Annotated in this window: 16 protein-coding genes and 3 pseudogenes; 11 read left to right on the top strand and 8 right to left on the bottom strand. The window is 40.9% G+C overall.

The window, feature by feature from the left end; all coding sequences use genetic code 11:
* Positions 1-126 precede the first annotated feature (126 nt).
* Positions 127-811: pseudogene (locus CKY02_RS26725) on the bottom strand (IS982 family transposase); the annotation flags it as partial.
* Between the two features lie 158 nt (positions 812-969).
* Between CKY02_RS26725 and CKY02_RS13745 the strand changes: the two are divergent.
* Together CKY02_RS13745 and CKY02_RS13750 are read left to right on the top strand one after the other, a co-directional pair.
* The gene (locus CKY02_RS13745) at positions 970-1,191 is read left to right on the top strand and encodes an AbrB family transcriptional regulator (protein WP_112895714.1); all 222 of its coding nucleotides are present in this window, start codon (positions 970-972) and stop codon (positions 1,189-1,191) included.
* Positions 1,188-1,622, top strand: a complete 435-nt coding sequence (locus CKY02_RS13750; RefSeq protein ID WP_112895715.1) for a PIN domain-containing protein — start codon at positions 1,188-1,190, stop codon at positions 1,620-1,622. Before CKY02_RS13745 ends, CKY02_RS13750 begins: the two co-directional genes overlap by 4 nt.
* Positions 1,623-1,690: 68 nt before the next feature.
* Here the strand turns inward: CKY02_RS13750 and CKY02_RS26880 are convergent, their stop codons facing one another.
* Both CKY02_RS26880 and CKY02_RS13760 read right to left on the bottom strand, forming a co-directional pair.
* A complete protein-coding gene (locus CKY02_RS26880) occupies positions 1,691-2,146 on the bottom strand; it encodes a phage tail fiber protein (RefSeq protein WP_478354247.1) in 456 nt (151 codons plus the stop codon).
* A 36-nt stretch (positions 2,147-2,182) separates the two neighbouring features.
* Positions 2,183-2,350, bottom strand: a pseudogene (locus CKY02_RS13760) (transposase); the annotation flags it as partial.
* Positions 2,351-2,408: 58 nt separating this feature from the next.
* Between CKY02_RS13760 and CKY02_RS13765 the strand changes: the two are divergent.
* Positions 2,409-3,634 (top strand): annotated as a pseudogene (locus CKY02_RS13765) (RNA-guided endonuclease InsQ/TnpB family protein).
* Positions 3,635-3,759: 125 nt separating this feature from the next.
* On the opposite strand, the gene CKY02_RS13770 reads toward CKY02_RS13765, so the two are convergent.
* Positions 3,760-4,341 carry a phage tail protein gene (locus CKY02_RS13770; protein WP_420800749.1) on the bottom strand — a complete coding sequence of 194 codons (582 nt, stop codon included), beginning with the start codon at positions 4,339-4,341 and terminating at the stop codon, positions 3,760-3,762.
* Positions 4,342-5,113: 772 nt separating this feature from the next.
* Here CKY02_RS13770 and CKY02_RS13775 point away from each other — a divergent pair.
* A complete protein-coding gene (locus tag CKY02_RS13775) occupies positions 5,114-5,920 on the top strand; it encodes a hypothetical protein (protein ID WP_112895716.1) in 807 nt (268 codons plus the stop codon).
* Positions 5,921-6,433: 513 nt separating this feature from the next.
* Complete coding sequence (locus CKY02_RS13780; protein WP_112895717.1) at positions 6,434-7,276, top strand: hypothetical protein; 843 nt, start codon at positions 6,434-6,436, stop codon at positions 7,274-7,276.
* 75 nt (positions 7,277-7,351) lie between these two features.
* Here the strand turns inward: CKY02_RS13780 and CKY02_RS13785 are convergent, their stop codons facing one another.
* Positions 7,352-7,552, bottom strand: coding sequence for an AbrB/MazE/SpoVT family DNA-binding domain-containing protein (locus CKY02_RS13785; RefSeq protein ID WP_112895718.1), 201 nt, complete (start codon positions 7,550-7,552; stop codon positions 7,352-7,354).
* A 20-nt stretch (positions 7,553-7,572) separates the two neighbouring features.
* Positions 7,573-9,000 (bottom strand): aminotransferase-like domain-containing protein, encoded by a 1,428-nt coding sequence (locus tag CKY02_RS13790; RefSeq protein WP_112895719.1) that lies wholly within the window; start codon positions 8,998-9,000, stop codon positions 7,573-7,575.
* A gap of 131 nt (positions 9,001-9,131) precedes the next feature.
* Between CKY02_RS13790 and CKY02_RS13795 the strand changes: the two genes are divergently transcribed.
* From CKY02_RS13795 to CKY02_RS13820, 6 genes are all read left to right on the top strand, one after another.
* Positions 9,132-10,469 carry a cytochrome ubiquinol oxidase subunit I gene (locus CKY02_RS13795; protein WP_112895720.1) on the top strand — a complete coding sequence of 446 codons (1,338 nt, stop codon included), beginning with the start codon at positions 9,132-9,134 and terminating at the stop codon, positions 10,467-10,469.
* Positions 10,459-11,466, top strand: a complete 1,008-nt coding sequence (gene cydB / locus CKY02_RS13800; protein WP_112895721.1) for a cytochrome d ubiquinol oxidase subunit II — start codon at positions 10,459-10,461, stop codon at positions 11,464-11,466. The genes CKY02_RS13795 and cydB overlap by 11 nt, the downstream gene beginning before the upstream one ends.
* Positions 11,447-11,605, top strand: a complete 159-nt coding sequence (locus CKY02_RS13805) for a DUF2474 domain-containing protein (protein WP_112895722.1) — start codon at positions 11,447-11,449, stop codon at positions 11,603-11,605. Before cydB ends, CKY02_RS13805 begins: the two co-directional genes overlap by 20 nt.
* Before the next feature lie 208 nt (positions 11,606-11,813).
* Positions 11,814-12,902 carry a histidine kinase gene (locus tag CKY02_RS13810; protein WP_238399160.1) on the top strand — a complete coding sequence of 363 codons (1,089 nt, stop codon included), beginning with the start codon at positions 11,814-11,816 and terminating at the stop codon, positions 12,900-12,902.
* A gap of 138 nt (positions 12,903-13,040) precedes the next feature.
* Positions 13,041-13,874, top strand: a complete 834-nt coding sequence (locus CKY02_RS13815) for a siderophore-interacting protein (protein WP_112895724.1) — start codon at positions 13,041-13,043, stop codon at positions 13,872-13,874.
* A 604-nt stretch (positions 13,875-14,478) separates the two neighbouring features.
* The gene (locus CKY02_RS13820; protein ID WP_112895725.1) at positions 14,479-15,225 is read left to right on the top strand and encodes a hypothetical protein; all 747 of its coding nucleotides are present in this window, start codon (positions 14,479-14,481) and stop codon (positions 15,223-15,225) included.
* 262 nt (positions 15,226-15,487) lie between these two features.
* Here CKY02_RS13820 and phoH read toward each other — a convergent pair whose 3' ends face one another.
* Positions 15,488-16,279 (bottom strand): phosphate starvation-inducible protein PhoH, encoded by a 792-nt coding sequence (gene phoH / locus CKY02_RS13825; protein ID WP_112895726.1) that lies wholly within the window; start codon positions 16,277-16,279, stop codon positions 15,488-15,490.
* Positions 16,280-16,911: 632 nt separating this feature from the next.
* A complete protein-coding gene (locus CKY02_RS13830; protein WP_420800750.1) occupies positions 16,912-17,895 on the bottom strand; it encodes an endonuclease in 984 nt (327 codons plus the stop codon).
* Positions 17,896-18,132 lie beyond the last annotated feature (237 nt).

Consider the following 18,132-nt stretch of genomic DNA (forward strand, 5'->3'; position numbering starts at 1 on the left):
TGAAATAAACTCATGAATAGAAATGCCTTTTTGGAATTGAATCTGATTTTTAGCCATTTTCATTTACCTCCACACAGACTTATTTTAAGTATACGCCTATGGGAGCTGAATTTAAGTGATAATCAGGATATTTTTTAGCTGGTCAACAACCGTTTCATCAGAAAACGCCTTCTTAACATCAGCTTATCCCAGAGTGATAATGCTTTTGCTTTCATATTGCGACGGCTATTTGTGATTAAGATGAGTCCTTCTGCTTCCAAATCATTACACAGGGCTTGCGATACATAGCCTTTGTCACCATACAAATGCCCCGTTATCCCTTTCACTAACGCTTTGACAGGGCTGCGGTCATCGGTATTTCCTGACATCAACTTAACGGCCAACAGTTCGCCACAATCATTGATAACCAAACGAAGCTTAAAGCCATAAAACCATCCTGTACTCGCTGTGCCATACCTTCAAATACCCTATGCCGGGGAATACGAAGGTTGTGACAAACCGCAATTTTGGTTGAGTCAATAAAAGCGATCCCGGCTGTCTTAGCCTTGCGAGTGGAAAGAAAGGCACAACTGACCAGCTCTGGAACATCTTGATGAAGATATTTTCTAACATATTGAAGATAAAACGTTTTGAAATCCCGATGGTGGCTCATATGAAATAAAATCAGGATCGTCATCACTTCACTGAGTGAAAGGGAAGCCTGCCGATAACGTTTGAGTAATCCGTTTTCAATTAACTGTTGATGCCAAAGAGGCATAAATTTTTGGCAAAAATCATCGACGCCGCAGTAAAGTTCTTCTAAATTAACCATGCCTGAGGATCTCCACGATAATGTTTGCTTTAACAAAAACTTTGATCGTGCCTCAGGCACTTAGTTCCTTTATTAAGCGAAGCTCACGTTATTTACTATTGACAATATGTAAAGATGTGCATATCTTTACTTTTTACATTTAGTAAAGAGGTGCTTGTATGCCAATAGTTAGCCAGAAAAGGCAGGTAACGTTACCGCTTGAGCAATGTTCGATTGCCGGCATTCAGCCAGGTGATGAGTATGAGAGTTTCGTCAGCCGAAAAGGCGTCATCTCAATTGTCACAAAGCGCAGAGGGGCCGCGAAGGGGATATTAAAGGGTATCCTGGTCGATCACCAAGTGAGTGAAGAAGAATCACTTGAGAGTGCCATACACAAATGATTGCGGTAGATACAAATGTTGTTCTCAGATATCTTCTGCAAGATGACGCGAGCCAGTCTCAAAAGGCCAATGCACTTTTTGAAAGCAAGCAAAAAATCTTGATCACAGATGTGGTCTTAGTCGAGACAATTTGGACATTGAGAGGCAAGCGTTACTTGCTACCTAAAGAGGCGCTGATAGAAGTGTTGCACAGGCTCATTGAAGAGCCTAATGTTGTCTTCGAAGATGGTCATGCGCTCTGGTGTGCGTTGGATGACTACATCAATGCCAAACCGATTAAATGCGGCGGCAAGACTAAGCAGGCCGACTTTGCGGATGCATTGATAGTGAATAAGTCTCAGCGGTATGGCATAAAAAACAAAAAATCGGTTTCGCCGCTTTATACATTTGATAAAGCCGCCTTGGAGATCGATGGTACAGAAGAGCCTTAAAGGAAAGGCGTTATGCTGGAGTTAGCTAACGCCCTTAAAATCCACGCGGTTGCGTGGATTTTTTTATTTTATTCTTGTGATTTTTCCAGCAATTGCACTCGAACATTAATGACTCGTCCATCAGGAATGTCGCATAACTCACCATCATTGTAATAAACGACTTCTCCGTCACTATTAATACTCTTAACACGCCTAGATTCACAAACCCAAATCAGGTTTAACCCGTTGCTGTTTGCCGGGACGATAGTACCGCCGTGAATTCCCCATGCCCCATCTTTAGCAAAACCATTGCAGCCGCTGATACGATATTTCCCTGTCTCTATCCGCTTGACCGTCACCCCTTCCGCTTCGCGAGTTAACTGGTAAGTTCCGTCTGAGTGAATATCTACCACTGGACTGGAGACTTTAAGGTTGCCATTAGTATCCGGCTTGGCGTTGCTTGTTGACCAGACTTTATACCACGGATTCCATTTATTGATGTTACCGTCACCATCTTTACCTCCAAAGGGTACTCCCGCCGACATCAGACGGGAGGGGAAGTTGGACGGACTTGAAAAGCTCTCTTTAAGTTCCGCGCCGAAGTCACGGCAGATTTCACCTGCATACTGATGAAAGGCTGCATGGTGTCGCTCGCCAAGGATCTTTCTACGGTATTTGGTCACAAACACAAGATGTACATGCAAAAGAAAAGCGGCATGTCGTGAACGATTAATGTTGTATTTTTGCACTGAAGTTAGCCGAAGGCACAGTAAAATAGAGAATAAACCGACTACACACTGAATGATAATGCTAATCCTGAAGGCCTACAAGTTCAGACTAGAGCCAACTGAAAAACAGTCGCAGCGTTTGCGGCGGTTATGCGGGTGTGCTCGTTTTGTCTGGAATGACGGACTTGAGGTAACAAAACACATTCTGGATTCCGGCGGAAAACTTCCCTCCGCGTTTGAACTAAACCGCATGCTCACGGGGTGGAAAAAAACACCGGAATGCGCCTTCTTACAGGAAGCTTACACCGATAACCTTCAACAAAAACTTAAAGACTTACATGGAGCATGGAGGCGTTGCTTCGATAAAACACTGGCAGCGAAAGCGCCTGTACGGAAACGAAAAAATGACGGCAGGGATTCAATCCGGTTCGTCAATTTTAAAAAATATTGTCTCCTTGAAAATCGCAGAGTCAGGCTTCCTTCCGGGCTCGGATGGATAAAGTTCCGGCAATCGCAGGAGGTGAACGGCAAAATCAAAAATGCCACGATCAGCCAGTCAGCGGGTCAGTGGTATGTGTCGTTTCAAGTCGAGATAGAAGCCGCTGAGCCACACCACGAATCAACAACCATGGTGGGTCTGGATGCAGGGATATCAAAACTGGCGACGCTCTCAGACGGTACGATATACGAACCCGTCAACAGTTTTAAAACCCGCCAGCGCAAACTGGCGAAACTCCAGAGACAGTTAAGCCGCAAAGTTAAGTTCAGCGCCAACCGGCAGAAACAGAGCGAAAAATTCAGCGTCTGCATTCGCGCATCGCCAATATCCGGCGCGATTACCTTCATAAGACCACCACGAAAATAAGCAAAAACCACGCGATGATCGTGATTGAAGATTTGAAGGTCGGTAACATGTCGAAGTCAGCGAAAGGCACGGCAGAACAGCCCGGAAGGAACGTTGGGGCTAAATCAGGCTTAAATCGCGCGATACTGGATCAGGGCTGGTATGAAATGCGCCGTCAGCTAGAATATAAGCAGCGCTGGCGCGGCGGTCAGGTACTGGCAGTCCCTCCGGCATACACCAGCCAGCGGTGCGCATATTGCGGTCATACAGCCAAAGAGAACCGCTTGTCGCAGAGTAAATTCGTGTGCCAGGTGTGTGGATATACCGCAAACGCGGATGTAAACGGCGCTCGTAACATTTTAGCGGCAGGGCATGCCGTGCTTGCCTGTGGAGGGACGGAGCAGTCAGGCCGCCCGTTGAAGCAGGAACCAGACGCAGAGCAATCAGCCGTCGCCCACTAACGGGGATCCCCCTCTTGAGTCACGAAGTGCGAAAGTGGGGGAGGATGTCAATATGCGTTCTATAGTGTAATTCGCTCTTCTGCACATATGAGGAGTGAATCATCAGCTCATAACCCTTAAAGGTCCTATATCCTTCTGAAAATCTCATTCCTGGTCCATATACACCTGGACCGTTTAGTCCTGTTGGTTGGATAGCCAAAATATGTCGAATTCTGAGGAATATTATCAAAATTATCGATTGTAGAAGCGGTATTATTCCCAACAACAACCGGCTTTGTACTAATCACTTCTAAACCGAGATTTTCCACAAATGCTTTTTTATCAGGAATGTCTGCACCATTTTGATCTTTTGCCAATCGGTTATTAGCATTATCATTTACATCAGAAACTAGCTTCTGTGTTACCGCTAGGGTATTACTGTTGCCGGTTTTATCTGTGAGCTGAGTAACACCTTTTTGTGTTAATGAGGCATTTGGTACTTCGATGGCAATTTTTTGTTCTAACGCGCCATTTAATTGGGCAGCAAGTTTAACTATATCCCCATCGTCCAAAACATCATTGCCGGAATATGTCGCGATAAAATTAGCCACAACAGATGCTATTGTTGACGACTGACGTAATATCTTATTGAGCAAGTGAACAGTAATATCATCTGGTGGAAATCCAGTCTTTAAATCTGGGATTTGTTCATATTCTTCTTGACTCACTATATTAGCATCATTACCAATAGAAAAAGCTTTAAAATCATTTTTAGAACTCGTACACCCTCCAAAATAAAATAATATTATTTTAATTTAACCACCGTAAAAATCATTCCCCACAATTCACTTCAATCATAGTCTAGCTTAGAAAAACAATAATGGAACATTCTTACAACTTAAATTACCAATTATTTTTATAATTGATAGCAATAAAAATTAAACTCCCTAAAACCAGACATATATTAAAATCATTTCTGTCCAATATATGAAAGAATGACTCTTTTCCATCCATTTCATCTCGAAAATATTTATAACAACATTTACTTTCCAAGAATAAATAAAATTAACCATGCAACAAAATGTTTTAACCAAGAAGTTAATATAATTGATCGTAATTTTCACTTGTAATTATTAATTTACAATAAATATGAAACAAAATAAATCGACAAATAATTAATAATAAAACGCATTATTAGAAAATAAAAAATAAACAGCCGGATAATATAATGTAAGATTATTCAATAAAAACAACCTAAAGCACAAATTTTATTGTAATGGACTTTACATACTACATTTTTACACTATTATTAAAAGATTAGATATATATTTTTACCTATTGATTAAGATATTCTCGTTTTTCAGGAACATATGCTTATCACATAAATAAAGCCCTATGTTATTGATATAAAATAAATTATAGTTTCTGAATCTGGAGCTCATTTTGAGTAAAGAATGAAAATCAATTACTTATCTAATAAATCCATAAAGGAAAACAACCATGAAAGATATATTAACAAATTCTGATCATAAAATTAAAGATGTTCAAGAGTGGATAGTATACGTTAAACACAGAGGAGAAAGATATTCTAAAACGCAGTCACATTCAGATAATATTTTTACTCATTTCTTAGAAATTGAGAATCTTTCTGATATACAAAGTCCAGCCAGTGTGGCAGCGACAAATAAATACACACTATTCGCCAAGAAATCGGCCACATCAAATAAATACCCAGTCAGTGTCACCGAGGGGCTGCAAACTATCATTAACTTATGTCGAGTGGCCTCAGGTTATGACCCGCAGGAACCAGAAGGTAATGGCAATGCGCAGAAATTCATAGCATTCACAGAAGAAATAGAAAAGGTTCCCTTTCTCTCTTTACTATGGGCAGATACCAATACGATTACTCAACAAAGTCATGACACAGATGTCTTGATCGATTCTTTTGTTGAAGCCTTTCAAGGGTTATCTCCTCAGGATAAAATTACCATTAAGGTTTATTTGAAAAAGTTGATTAATACCGCTTTATCATATGCCGATCAAAAGGAAAAAAAATCCAATCTGGTACAATATGCTCTGACTAAAACCCCAAATGGGGTGTCACTCTTGCTCTATTCTTCTATATTGATAATACAGAAATTAGATAACAAGGGTACTATTAAATTCACCTCTCATTATAATCTTTGCCAGGCAGAATATAATCTCAGCCAGAAAACGTGGGAAATAGTAAAATCTGTATTCGAGAAAGAGGATAAGATAACCACAGAATATTTAATTGATTGTATGACAACCAAAATGAAAGCATAAACTGAAAACTCTCTGTAAGTAGATTAATTGATTTATATCAACAATATTATTACCAATATGTGCTAAGATTATTCTAATCATAGTTATTTAATAAAATTATTAAATTCAATAAAAATAGAATATAAAAGAATATAACATACGATCAGAATATATAAAAATGAATTATCTTAAAATGTGAATTTTACATCGATAAATTTTAAAAACCGTATTTTAATGCTAATATGGAAATATCACATAAAAAACCATTTATCTGTGAGGAATAAGTTAAATTGCATACCCTTAATATTTGATAGTGAAAAATATTCACTTATGGATATACTTAGTTCGCACAAAAATACATTTAACATTTATTAACAAAATTTAAAAAATTACCAAACTAAAAAAACAGTAATATTAAGTACATGATTATCGATTTATCTCACTGTTAAAAATAGGGTTCAACATTGTTCCCTACTTTCAACAGTACCCTAACATTCAATACCTAACTTAATAAATCTATTAAGGATAAAAATCATGGAAAATATCTTAAATAATCCTGATTATGCAGTCAAAAAAGCCCAAGAATGGATAGAACATATTGAAAAAGGAGGAACAAGATTCCTTAAAGATTGGGAGCGTTCAGGCAATATTACTATGGATTATCCTGAGGCCGGAGATTATTCCGATGTACAGAGCCCGGCTAATGGCGCAGCTACAGGGGATTATACACAGCTTGAAAAAGATTCTTCCACATCATCTAGAAACCCACTAAGCATTACCGAAGGCTTGCAAACTGTTATTAATATGTGCCGTGCGGTCTCAGGCTATAATCCTTTAGATCCTCAAGGCCAAGGCAATAAAAAGAATTTCTTCTCATTTACCTCAGAATTATCTGGCGTTCCATTCCTTTCCTTACTGTCAACCAGCGTACAAAATGTTATTCAAAAAAGCCATAATGCAGATGTTTTAATCAACTCTTTCCTGGAAAACTTCTTAGGATTATCTAGTCAGGAAAGAGAGCAGATGAAAACCCCACTGAGACAACTGGCTATCGCTGCATTATCCTATGCAGGCAGGAGACAAACTCAATCCAATTTCGTTCAAAGTGTTCTTGCTACATCACCAAGAGGTGGCGTGTCATTCTTCTTATATTGGTCTGAGTTTTCAATCGTCGCTTACGAAGATGATAAAGGTCTTATCGAATTCAAATCTCATTACTTCCTGCCACAAGCAGAATATAACCTAAGGTACGAATCTTGGGTAAATGTAAGGCCAGCATTCGAGAAAGCACAGAAGGTATCATTAGAAGATTGGATTGATAGTATGACCACTCGGAGAAAGCAAGGAAGTAATGTAAGAGCGCTTTGTATAGAATAATGTGGTGAAATAACCCCAAAATGGTGTCTGCAAAAACGTCGTGGACACCATAAGTTTCATATGTGATGAGGGCGTTCAGAATCCCTCACGTTCTTGTACTGGCGGTTGGTCACGTTCTGTCAAGAAATCTGCCGTAACACCAGGACCATCAAACCAACTATCACAAGACTCACCAGCCATATCAACCTGCCTCACACCTTCGGAAAAACCACAACTTTGGAAAATTGAATTGCTTGCTTGAGAACGGTTACTTTTAAATACCATTGCTTTCTCCATGAAATCCGCCTTAATAGGGATTAATATCCGCCTATTTCAGCCAATAATATATGGCAAATATTGCCTAAAGTCTGCATCGCACGTTCCATTTCCTGATTCCAATCAAAAGAGGCATTCAGACGAAAGGCATGGTTAAACTGTTCACTGGTACAAAACATACTGCCCGGTGCAATACTGATCCCTTCTGCCAATGCTAGTTGATAAAGCCGCTGTGCATTGAACAATGGCTCAAATTCCAGCCAGAGGAAATAACCACCTTTAGGGCAATTCACTTTGACTGAAGCAGGCATATAGTCACCAATTGCTCGTAACATCAGTTGCTGACGTTGCTCCAATATGCGACGAAGGCGACGTAAGTGGCTGTCATATCCCCCCTCAGCAAGATAATCCGCAATTGCCAATTGCGTCGGCATGCTGGCAGAAACGGTACTCATCATTTGTAGCTGTTGAATTCTCTTGGCATGTTTTCCTGCTGCAACCCAACCCACGCGGAATCCCGGTGCCAGACATTTGGAAAACGAGGAGCAGTGCATAAAGTTGTTTTCACTGTCTAACCCTTTCGCCGGTACAGGCCGTTGCTGATCGAAATAAAGTTCACCATAAACATCATCTTCAATCAGTACCACCTGATTACTGTTCAGGATATTCACCAGCCGTAATTTACTTTCAGCAGACATCGTTCCCCCCAGCGGGTTCTGAAAGTGAGTCATTAACCAACAGGCTTTTATTGGGTATTTCTGAATTACCTCCTCCAGCGCATCCAAATCAATACCGTTTTGTGGATCAGTTTTGATTGCTACCGCTTTCAGACGTAAACGTTCAATGGCCTGTAAAGCACCGTAAAAAGCCGGTGATTCAATCACGACCCAATCCCCCGGCTCAGTCACCGACTGTAAACTGAAACTCAGTGATTCCATCGCACCAGCGGTAATGACAATTTCATCAGGAGAAACATGAATACCATGCATTGCATAACGGCGCGATATGTTACGGCGTAACTTATCATTACCCGGCGGTAAATTGGCTAAAGCGCTATGCGGTGCTATCCGCCTGGCAGCGGCCGCTAACGCTTTGGAAAGTTTAGGTTGAATCAATAAGGATGGGTCTGGAAATGCTGAACCAAACGGAATAATCGCAGGATCTTTGCACGCCTGTAATACATCAAAAATAGAAGCGCTTATTTCTACGCTTTCACTTAAATGTAATCGCTTTCCTCCTTTTGCTGCGGCAAAGGGCTGCAAACGTTTGGCGACGTAATAACCCGATTGAGGGCGGGAAATGATCCATCCCTGACTCTCTAATAATTGATACGATTGGACAACGGTCATCAAACTCAAACCCGATAATTTCACTGATTCCCTCAGTGAAGGTAATCTATCTCCCACCAGCCAGGTACCGTCTTCAATATGTTGGAGAATTTGCCTGGCAAATTGTTCATAACGTTTCATCAATTCAGATCTCCCCGCAAACTGTTATAGTCAATATACAGAAAACTGTCACTATTATAGTCGTTTTTTTCATGCTTTACTTGCCCGCATACATTTCCTGCCTTTATTCAAACTAAAAATAAGAGGTCACTATGTTTGGTTTAAGTGCCCTGGAACTGGCCAGAATTCAGTTCGCGTTTACCGTCTCCTTTCACATTATCTTTCCGGCGATTACCATCGGGCTGGCAAGTTTTTTAGCCGTACTGGAAGGGTTATGGCTGAAAACGCGTAATACTGATTACAAAGTGCTATATCATTTCTGGTCGAAAATTTTTGCTGTTAACTTCGGTATGGGCGTGGTTTCCGGTCTGGTTATGGCTTACCAGTTCGGCACTAACTGGAGTTTTTTCTCTGATTTTGCCGGTTCGATAACGGGTCCATTACTGACTTACGAAGTACTGACCGCGTTCTTTCTTGAAGCGGGCTTTCTCGGCGTTATGTTATTTGGCTGGAATCGTGTAGGTGAAAAATTACATTTCTTCGCCACCTTTATGGTTGCGCTAGGTACTCTGATATCCACTTTTTGGATACTGGCTTCCAATAGCTGGATGCAAACCCCGCAAGGTCACGAAATTGTCAATAATCAGGTCGTCCCCGTCGACTGGCTGGCAGTGATATTTAATCCCTCCTTTCCCTATCGCCTGGCTCATATGTCTACTGCGGCCTTCCTCGCCTCAGCATTCTTTGTTGCAGCTTCAGCGGCATGGCATTTATTAAAAGGCAATGACTCGGCAGCAATGAAAAAAATGCTATCCATGTCGATGTGGATGATCTTGATTATTGCGCCTTTGCAGGCATTGATTGGTGATGCTCACGGTCTCAACACCCTCAAACATCAACCCGCTAAAGTCGCGGCAATGGAAGGCCACTGGGAAAATCTTCCCGGTGAAGCAACGCCGCTGATCCTGTTTGGTATCCCGGATATGGAGCGGGAAGAGACGCGTTATGCCGTCGAAATTCCTTATCTCGCCAGTCTAATCTTAACTCACAGTATAGATAAGCAGGTTCCAGCGCTTAAGGAATTTCCACCGGAAGACAGACCTAATGCGCTTATGGTTTTCTGGTCATTTAGAGTGATGGTCGGCCTCGGTGTATTGATGATAGTTGCCGGCTTTTGGGGGCTTTGGCTGCGCTATAAGAGACGACTTTATCAGTCAAAAAGCTTCCTGCGCTTTATATTCTTGATGGCACCTTCCGGCCTGATCGCCATTCTTGCCGGTTGGTTTACCACCGAAATAGGCCGTCAACCGTGGGTAGTTTATGGCCTGTTACGCACCAAAGATGCAGTATCCGCACACGGTGAAATACATATGAGCATCAGTTTGTTGCTTTTTATCGCGGTTTACAGCTCGGTATTCGGTGTGGGTTACGCCTATATGATGAAACTTATCCGCAAAGGTCCCAAAAAGGAGCTAAAAAATGGGTATTGATCTGCCGTTAATCTGGTTCATTATCATTGTATTCAGCATCATGATGTACATTGTCATGGATGGTTTTGATCTTGGGATTGGGCTGCTCTATCCCACGGTTAAAAGCGATAAGGAGCGTGATTTAATGATGAACAGTGTTGCGCCGGTATGGGATGGTAACGAAACCTGGTTAGTGCTTGGCGGCGCAGGTTTATTCGGTGCTTTTCCTTTGGCTTATGCCGTTATCCTTGATGCATTAACGATCCCCCTGACATTAATGTTATTTGGTCTGATCTTCCGTGGTGTCGCCTTTGAATTTCGTTTCAAATGCGCGCCTGAGCATCGTCATATCTGGGACAAAGCTTTTATCGGCGGCTCCGTGATGGCGACGTTTGCTCAGGGCGTGGTAGTAGGTGCCTTTATTCAAGGGTTCCCGGTGGAAAACCGAACTTACACCGGCGGCTATTTTGATTGGTTCTCACCCTTCCCCCTATTTTGTGGTTTTGGCCTGATAATTGCTTACGCATTATTAGGCTGTGGCTGGCTAATTATGAAAACCGAAGGTCACCTACAACAAGAGATGTACCGTGTCGCCCGTCCGCTCACTTTTCTGATGCTGACAGTCATCGCCATTATCAGTTTATGGACACCATTCATTCATCCGGCAATAACTGAACGTTGGTTCAGCTTACCTAACCTGTTGCTCTTCCTTCCCGTGCCACTGTTGGTGGTCTGGTCTGGCTGGAAACTACTGCATTCCATCAAACGTAAAGCTCATTACACACCGTTTCTGGTAGCACTATTGTTAGTTTTTCTTGGCTACAGTGGGTTAGGTATCAGTATCTGGCCTAACTTGATCCCACCAGCCATCAGCTACGAAGCTGCGGCGGCACCGCAGCAAAGTTTAGGTTTTATGCTGGTCGGCGCGCTACTTATCATCCCAGTGATCCTGGTTTACACCTATTGGAGCTACTACGTTTTTCGGGGGAAAGTTAACCATGAACAAGGCTACCACTAATCAAAACACCCCACGCCCTTCTGTATGGAAACGGATAGGCTGGATGGCGACGATCTGGTTATGCAGTGTGATGGCTCTTTTTGCTGTTTCCACGCTATTTCGTCTTCTGATGACAGCAGCCGGTATGAAATTGAAGTAATTATTAACACTATTTAACAAATTGAGCTAAAGTTTTCATCAGTATTGCAGAACGGAATCTTAACCTGATGAAAACAAGTTCAAATAACACCATCTTCAAAAACCAAAAACTGTTTGTAATCAACTCTGTTATAAATTTATTTTTACTTTTTATACTATTGTTGATTAATAAACCGTCGATTCCAGATTTAATTTTACCGTTATTGATAATGTTAAGTATTACAAATGTCTACTTTCTGATAAAAGTGGTACATAACTCTGCTCCTGTCAAAGAATGGCAACATGCAAGATACAAAGCAGAAATTAACGCACTGAAACAAAAAAATGGCTATTTGGATTTCCTCTGTCAAAGCCATTTCAAACTACAAAATTGTAAACTGCTACCTGAAAAGCTTCAGGAGATTTTTTCTCACCTCAATCGCCTGATCCCTTTCTGTGAAGCCAAAATCATCTTTTATCCATCACAACAAGAATATTTCTTTCGCAATCCCCACCAATGTCCCTATTTTGATATGCCGCTGATTATGAGATGGAATCTAGATGATAATATTGATAGCTATGGAATACTCTGGATAAAAACACACAGAAATAGTGATCTCACTCCTGATGAAAAAAAACTGGTCCAGGATGTAGTGACTTTAATGACAAATAAACTATTACGGGAAAATCAGATCCAATGCCAACACCAGAGTATGTTGGCCACAGAGAGAGCCGCTATTTCTCGTGAACTCCACGATTCCATTGCCCAATCCCTCTCTTTCCTTAAGATTCAAGTTAATTGCCTATATATCGGCAGTGATAATTTACCCAAGCAAAGTTTAACCTCGCTGAATATGATTAAAGATGAGTTGAATATTGCTTATCGCCAGCTCAGAGAATTACTGGCAACTTTCAGGAACGAACAACCTCAATGTAATCTACAAGAATCTTTACAGACCTTGATTAATGAATTTAACCACCGTCTAGGCTTCAACATTGAATTCAATTACCGCCTGACACATCAACACATTCCTGACAGTTACAGCAAGCATTTGATACAAATCATTAGGGAATGTCTGAACAACTGTTATAAGCATGCCGATGCCAATTGGATCAGTATCCGTATTTATCCTATCGATGAAAAAATCATTACAGTTGTCAGTGACAATGGCCGAGGCATTAATTTGAATTCCGCTAATAAAAACAAATTTGGGCTGGCTATTATGCAAGACAGAGTTTCTATCCTAGGTGGACAATTACAGATAAAAAACCGTAAACATGGTGGTACAGAAGTAGAAATTCAATTTTCAGTGGATTGAAAAAGGCAGATAAATCCCATTATTGACGGCAACGCAATTTGTTGAATGATAATAATTATCATTTGTGTTAATTGCTGTTACACTAACTTTGGCTTTATCAGATAATAACCTTCGGTAAATTTTCCAGAGGAATTTTACGTGACCAATAGAACAATTGAAGAAAAAAACATTTACCGCCCTGCACCACCTAGACTTGTTCAGGTGAAAAACATTTTCGACGTGACACCTAATATGCGCAGCATGACTTTCACCAGTGAATGTCTGGATAGTTATCCCACTGAATGTGAAGGCGGACACCTAAAGATATTCTTACCGCTTCCGGGGCAGACCAAACCGGTGTTACCGACTTTATCTCCAGAAGGCCCAATATGGCCGCCGAGTGAACTGCGCCCAATAACGCGCACTTACTCGGTTCGGGCTATCCGTACCGAACAAAAAGAGATCGATATTGAATTTGCACTACACCACAATGGCGGCCCGGCAGTGGAATTTGCTTATAGAGCCCAAATTGGTGACTGGATCGGTATCACTAACCCCGGAGGCCCAGATCCATTACTGCCAAAAGTCAGCCACTACTATATGGCCGGCGACCCGAGCTCCCTGCCTGCTATTGCGGCGCTATTGGAAACAGTAAAACCAGATGCGACCGGGCAAGTCATTATGCGTATCGAAAGTGAGCAAGATATTCAGGAATTAAAAAAACCGGCAGGAATAGCCGTTCACTGGATCACTGGTGATGTTGAAATAACTGACAAAATCATATCTGAATTCAAATCCTGGTCATTACCAACAGAAGATGTCACTTTCTGGCTTGCCGGTGAAGATAAGCTGGTAAAAGAACTTCGTCGCTATATTCGCCGAGAAAAAGGCTATGAACGCCACCAGCTATATGCCATTCCTTACTGGAGGCATGGCTTTGATGAGGAAGGTTATCATGTCCTGCGTCATGAAGTGATGGATAGCGACGATTAAGAACCTTATTTAATCCCCCCTCACTTACTGCAATCAGAAAGTGAGGGGATCAACGATAGGGATATTATCAGTAAGATCACTTAAAATGAGGTTTTTAAAACCGAAGAAATGCGATTGACGATAACTCAATCCCTATTGAGTTTGTGACACTTTCTTACAAATCTATTTTTTCATAGATTTAAAAAATGAAAATTTTCTCTTGCTATTTACTGATGCTTTAATAATCATAACTTGAGTTCCATCATATGGACAGTATGAAGGAAATTACAACTCCTGTTCCCTTTATTCAAAGGGATTAATCGATGGGAATACAATTCTGTCTTCCTGTCGTTCAACTCACTATTACTCACGGCATAAGCGGTGTTTCTTATTTGTGGTAATAGGATTTTTACTATATTGTTTCTTTGGTGACGCAATCAATCACGGCTATTCCTGGCGGGATATTTATGCTGATGAAGGTGATTGATAGCCGGGCGGGGAAATAACGTTAAAAGAAGGAAGTAAAACTAATGGCTATATCAGATCCACGCTTATGCTTTGATTGTAAACGGTTTCTGAAAAACTGGGTGGAATTTCAGTTGGTGGATGAACAGGAACTGTCCGTATGAAAATATTGAAAATAACGCTGTCCTTATTATTTCTCTATTCTATTTACTGGGCGTTTGGTGACACCTTTTTTAACTGGCTTTTTCCTTTTTCACCTGACGAGAAGAAACAGTTGATTACGGTGGAAGGTGTCGTGCCGAAATACACAAAACCGTATGTGTCTGCGCAGTATATCTCAAAAGATTGTCTTAGATATCAGCTTGATGCAGGTATGTCGCCTTATCAAGTGCCGACTTATTATGGATTGGATTTGGATGTAAAAGCTGATCCACAAACTGGTTATTTTCAGGCGAAATTACCTTCCAATGGAGGAGGATGGTGTAAATGGAAAATCGACCAAGCCTCTGTGGCGGTGGGTTATACTGATGTTAGCCACCTGATGAAAGATGCTATTCCCTATGCAGGGACAGGATTAACTGCATTTATCAACGACGCGGCTCAAACAAATATTAGCGAAATTGCAGCATTGAATACTATAGATTTCAGCCCGGTTATTTACCCTGTATTAAAAGTGGTTGATGGGCGTCCAAATAGAATTTTCTTACAGGGCGTGGTGGATACGTATCCTTTTAGGCTGAAATTAACGCCAGGAGCGGAATGGAAAATTACCTATAAACCTAAGTTAGATGAAACCAAAATGCCTAAAATTATTATCCCACCAGGTAAAGAACCTTCAAGAGTTGAATATCCTGATGGCAGAATTGATTTAGACAGAGATTCTATTGATTACTGGAAAATAAAGTAGCGCCCCTAAGGTCATATCACCAGTTTATCTATACCCGTTATCCTTCAAGTTGCCTCTTTGTTGGCTGCACTCGCTCACCCCGGTCACATAGTTACCTATGCTCCCAGGGATTCACTCCCTTGCCGTCGCGATCCATCTTGAAATCCATAGGGTATATATCCAAAATTAAACAGTAAAGGTAAAGGATTTAAAATAGGCGGAATAATCAAGGATCACGCCGTGAGGCGCTCTTGCAAAAGCCCCCACGGCATATTTCCATCGGTTATTTACAATAAGCCAATAACGTTTTCTGGCACAGTTGAGAACGAACACAATCCTCTTGATTAAAATGGATAACACTGACGATTTCATCATCTGAAAATCTTTCCAGTGCATCTCGCAATCCTGATACGACTCCAACTGGCAAATCGCATTGACTTATATCACCATTTACAATCACAGTAACATTTTCCCCAAGCCGGGTCAGAAACATTTTCATCTGATTAACAGTGACATTCTGAGCTTCATCCAGAATCACAAACGCGTTTTCAAATGTTCTACCCCGCATATAGGCAAAAGGCGCAATTTCCACTTTGCCAATCTCAGGCCGCAAGCAATATTGCAGAAACGATGCTCCCATGCGTTTTAATAAAACGTCATAAACCGGTCGGAAATAAGGTGCAAATTTTTCAGCCATATCTCCGGGCAAAAAACCGAGATCTTCATCCGCCTGTAATACAGGACGGGTGACGATGATCCTATCAATTTCCTTATTAATCAACGCATCCGCAGCCATTGCCGCACTGATAAACGTTTTACCGCAACCCGCCTCCCCACTGGCAATAATCAGTTTTTTATAGTTTATTGCGCACATATAACGCCGTTGCGTTTCAGTCCGTGGCAAAATTTCCGAAGTATCCCGCTTATCACGTGCCATACCAATGGCTTCTACGCCACCGAGTTGCACCAGAGAGGTTACATTATCATCCTGATAACATTGATGATGACGCAAATCCCTTTTCATCATCCGTTTTGCTTCTCGACGTGATTTAATCACTGCTTTCTGTCTACTCATAGCAGTATCACCTTATCGTTGTTTTCACCCATCCGGTGTCATATCACCGATACAATAACTACGTTATTTAATGACTCTGAGCTTCCCACAGGTTCGCATATTATCGGAATATCAATCATTAATGTTACTCACCATTATTTCTATCTAATGAAAACTAACGAATCATTATGACAGTATAATGACAATCTCTCAGTTATGACAAACAAGCCAGGGACGCTCAATTAAAAATAATCGACAGTATCCTTTATTTAGTTTTGAGAGAAATTTAATTCATTGAATAATATGACTTAATATTTACAATGATAAGCATTCATTAATATATACCCGTCATCTTTCAAGTTGCCTCTTTGTTGGCTGCGCTCGCTCACCCCGGTCACATAGTTATCTATGCTCCCCGGGATTCACTCCCTTGCCGTCGCGATCCATCTTGAAATCCATAGGGTATAAGCTAATGACTTAACACCACTAATGACTTAACATCATAATAGCCATTATTGATTTGGCTACTATGGTATTGATACATCCCGTTACCATCCGGCAAAGAAGTCACTATCTGCAAGCACTCTTCTTCAACGGATGGCAATAATATTATTATTGATGACAACAGAGCAAATAGTTAATTATCTGTTTTGTTAAGTCCCCTTACAGTTTCCAGCCAATCGAAAACCCGCATTTTTTGCTTCAGTTTCTGTTTTAAAATAGACCGCGTTCTTCTCCTGAATCATCTTATAACCTGAACAATGAGAAAAATGATAGATTTTGCTATTGTTATTCCCTTTAATTAATCCTGTAGAGGATGCATCAGATAACACCCGTTGTCTCTGGGTATCTGTTTGACTATTTCTCTGCCCTTTTCTCTGCTCGCTTTTTGGAATGCCAGCGGCGGAGTTTTTATGCCATAATTGCCATTTCTGTTCACCGGTAACAAAAGGATTGTGATGCCCCATAATACTGGCAATTCGATTATCTCTCTCCTGCTCCCATTTACTCGGTGGATATTGACGATCCCAAGCGATAAATAATTGCTGTTGTTGGCGGGACATGGAAAGATTGTAACGATCGTGCATATAAAAATTAATCCGAGCGACCTGCCCTTTTACCTCATCTCTCGGTTCGAACGTTCGAGATTTAAAATCGACTTTACTGGTACAACGACCATAATTATTCGGCATACTTTTCGGTAACATTCCATAACTGAAATTACTACGATCGCCATTAACCTCACCAATTGATGGGGCCAAATTATGCATATCAGATTCCATTGCCCTGAAAACAGGATCGGAAGAGACACAATTCTTCCTCCCTCCATTTCGCCAACATTGCCGCTGATGACCAAAAACCCAGGCAGTAACAATATGTTCCCATTCAATTCGTTCAGCACGATTCTGTTGTGACCTGACTTGATAACCACACGAAGAAAGGATTGTGCGTCCACCGCTCTTACCTGTCCATCGCCAATGACAACCACAATAAAGTGTCCCGGTCTCTGACTTAAATTGATCATGATAAATACGTTTACGCAATTCAACTTTAGCTTGTTCAAAGGCAGCCGGTGCGGCAAAAGAAGATAAAGGAGCAATTAAACTGAAACACCCAATGTGAATTGCCCAAAAAATAACTTTACGTTTCAATGATAACCCCTACTTATATAAAAATATCATTCTGATTTTAACCTTTTATGTTGCCTCATAATCGACCTATAAGACAAACATTGTTTCTTTGCATTTCTTCTTAGCATCTCTTTTAAAAAGAAAGACTATTCAATAGACAGGTTGAGATATCACAAGATGGTGGTTATCCTATTATAGCGGAATGATTAATTGGGTATTATGAAATCAACATATGGATTATAT

The sequence above is a fragment of the Photorhabdus bodei genome, from assembly GCF_003287735.1.
GTDB lineage: Bacteria > Pseudomonadota > Gammaproteobacteria > Enterobacterales > Enterobacteriaceae > Photorhabdus > Photorhabdus kayaii.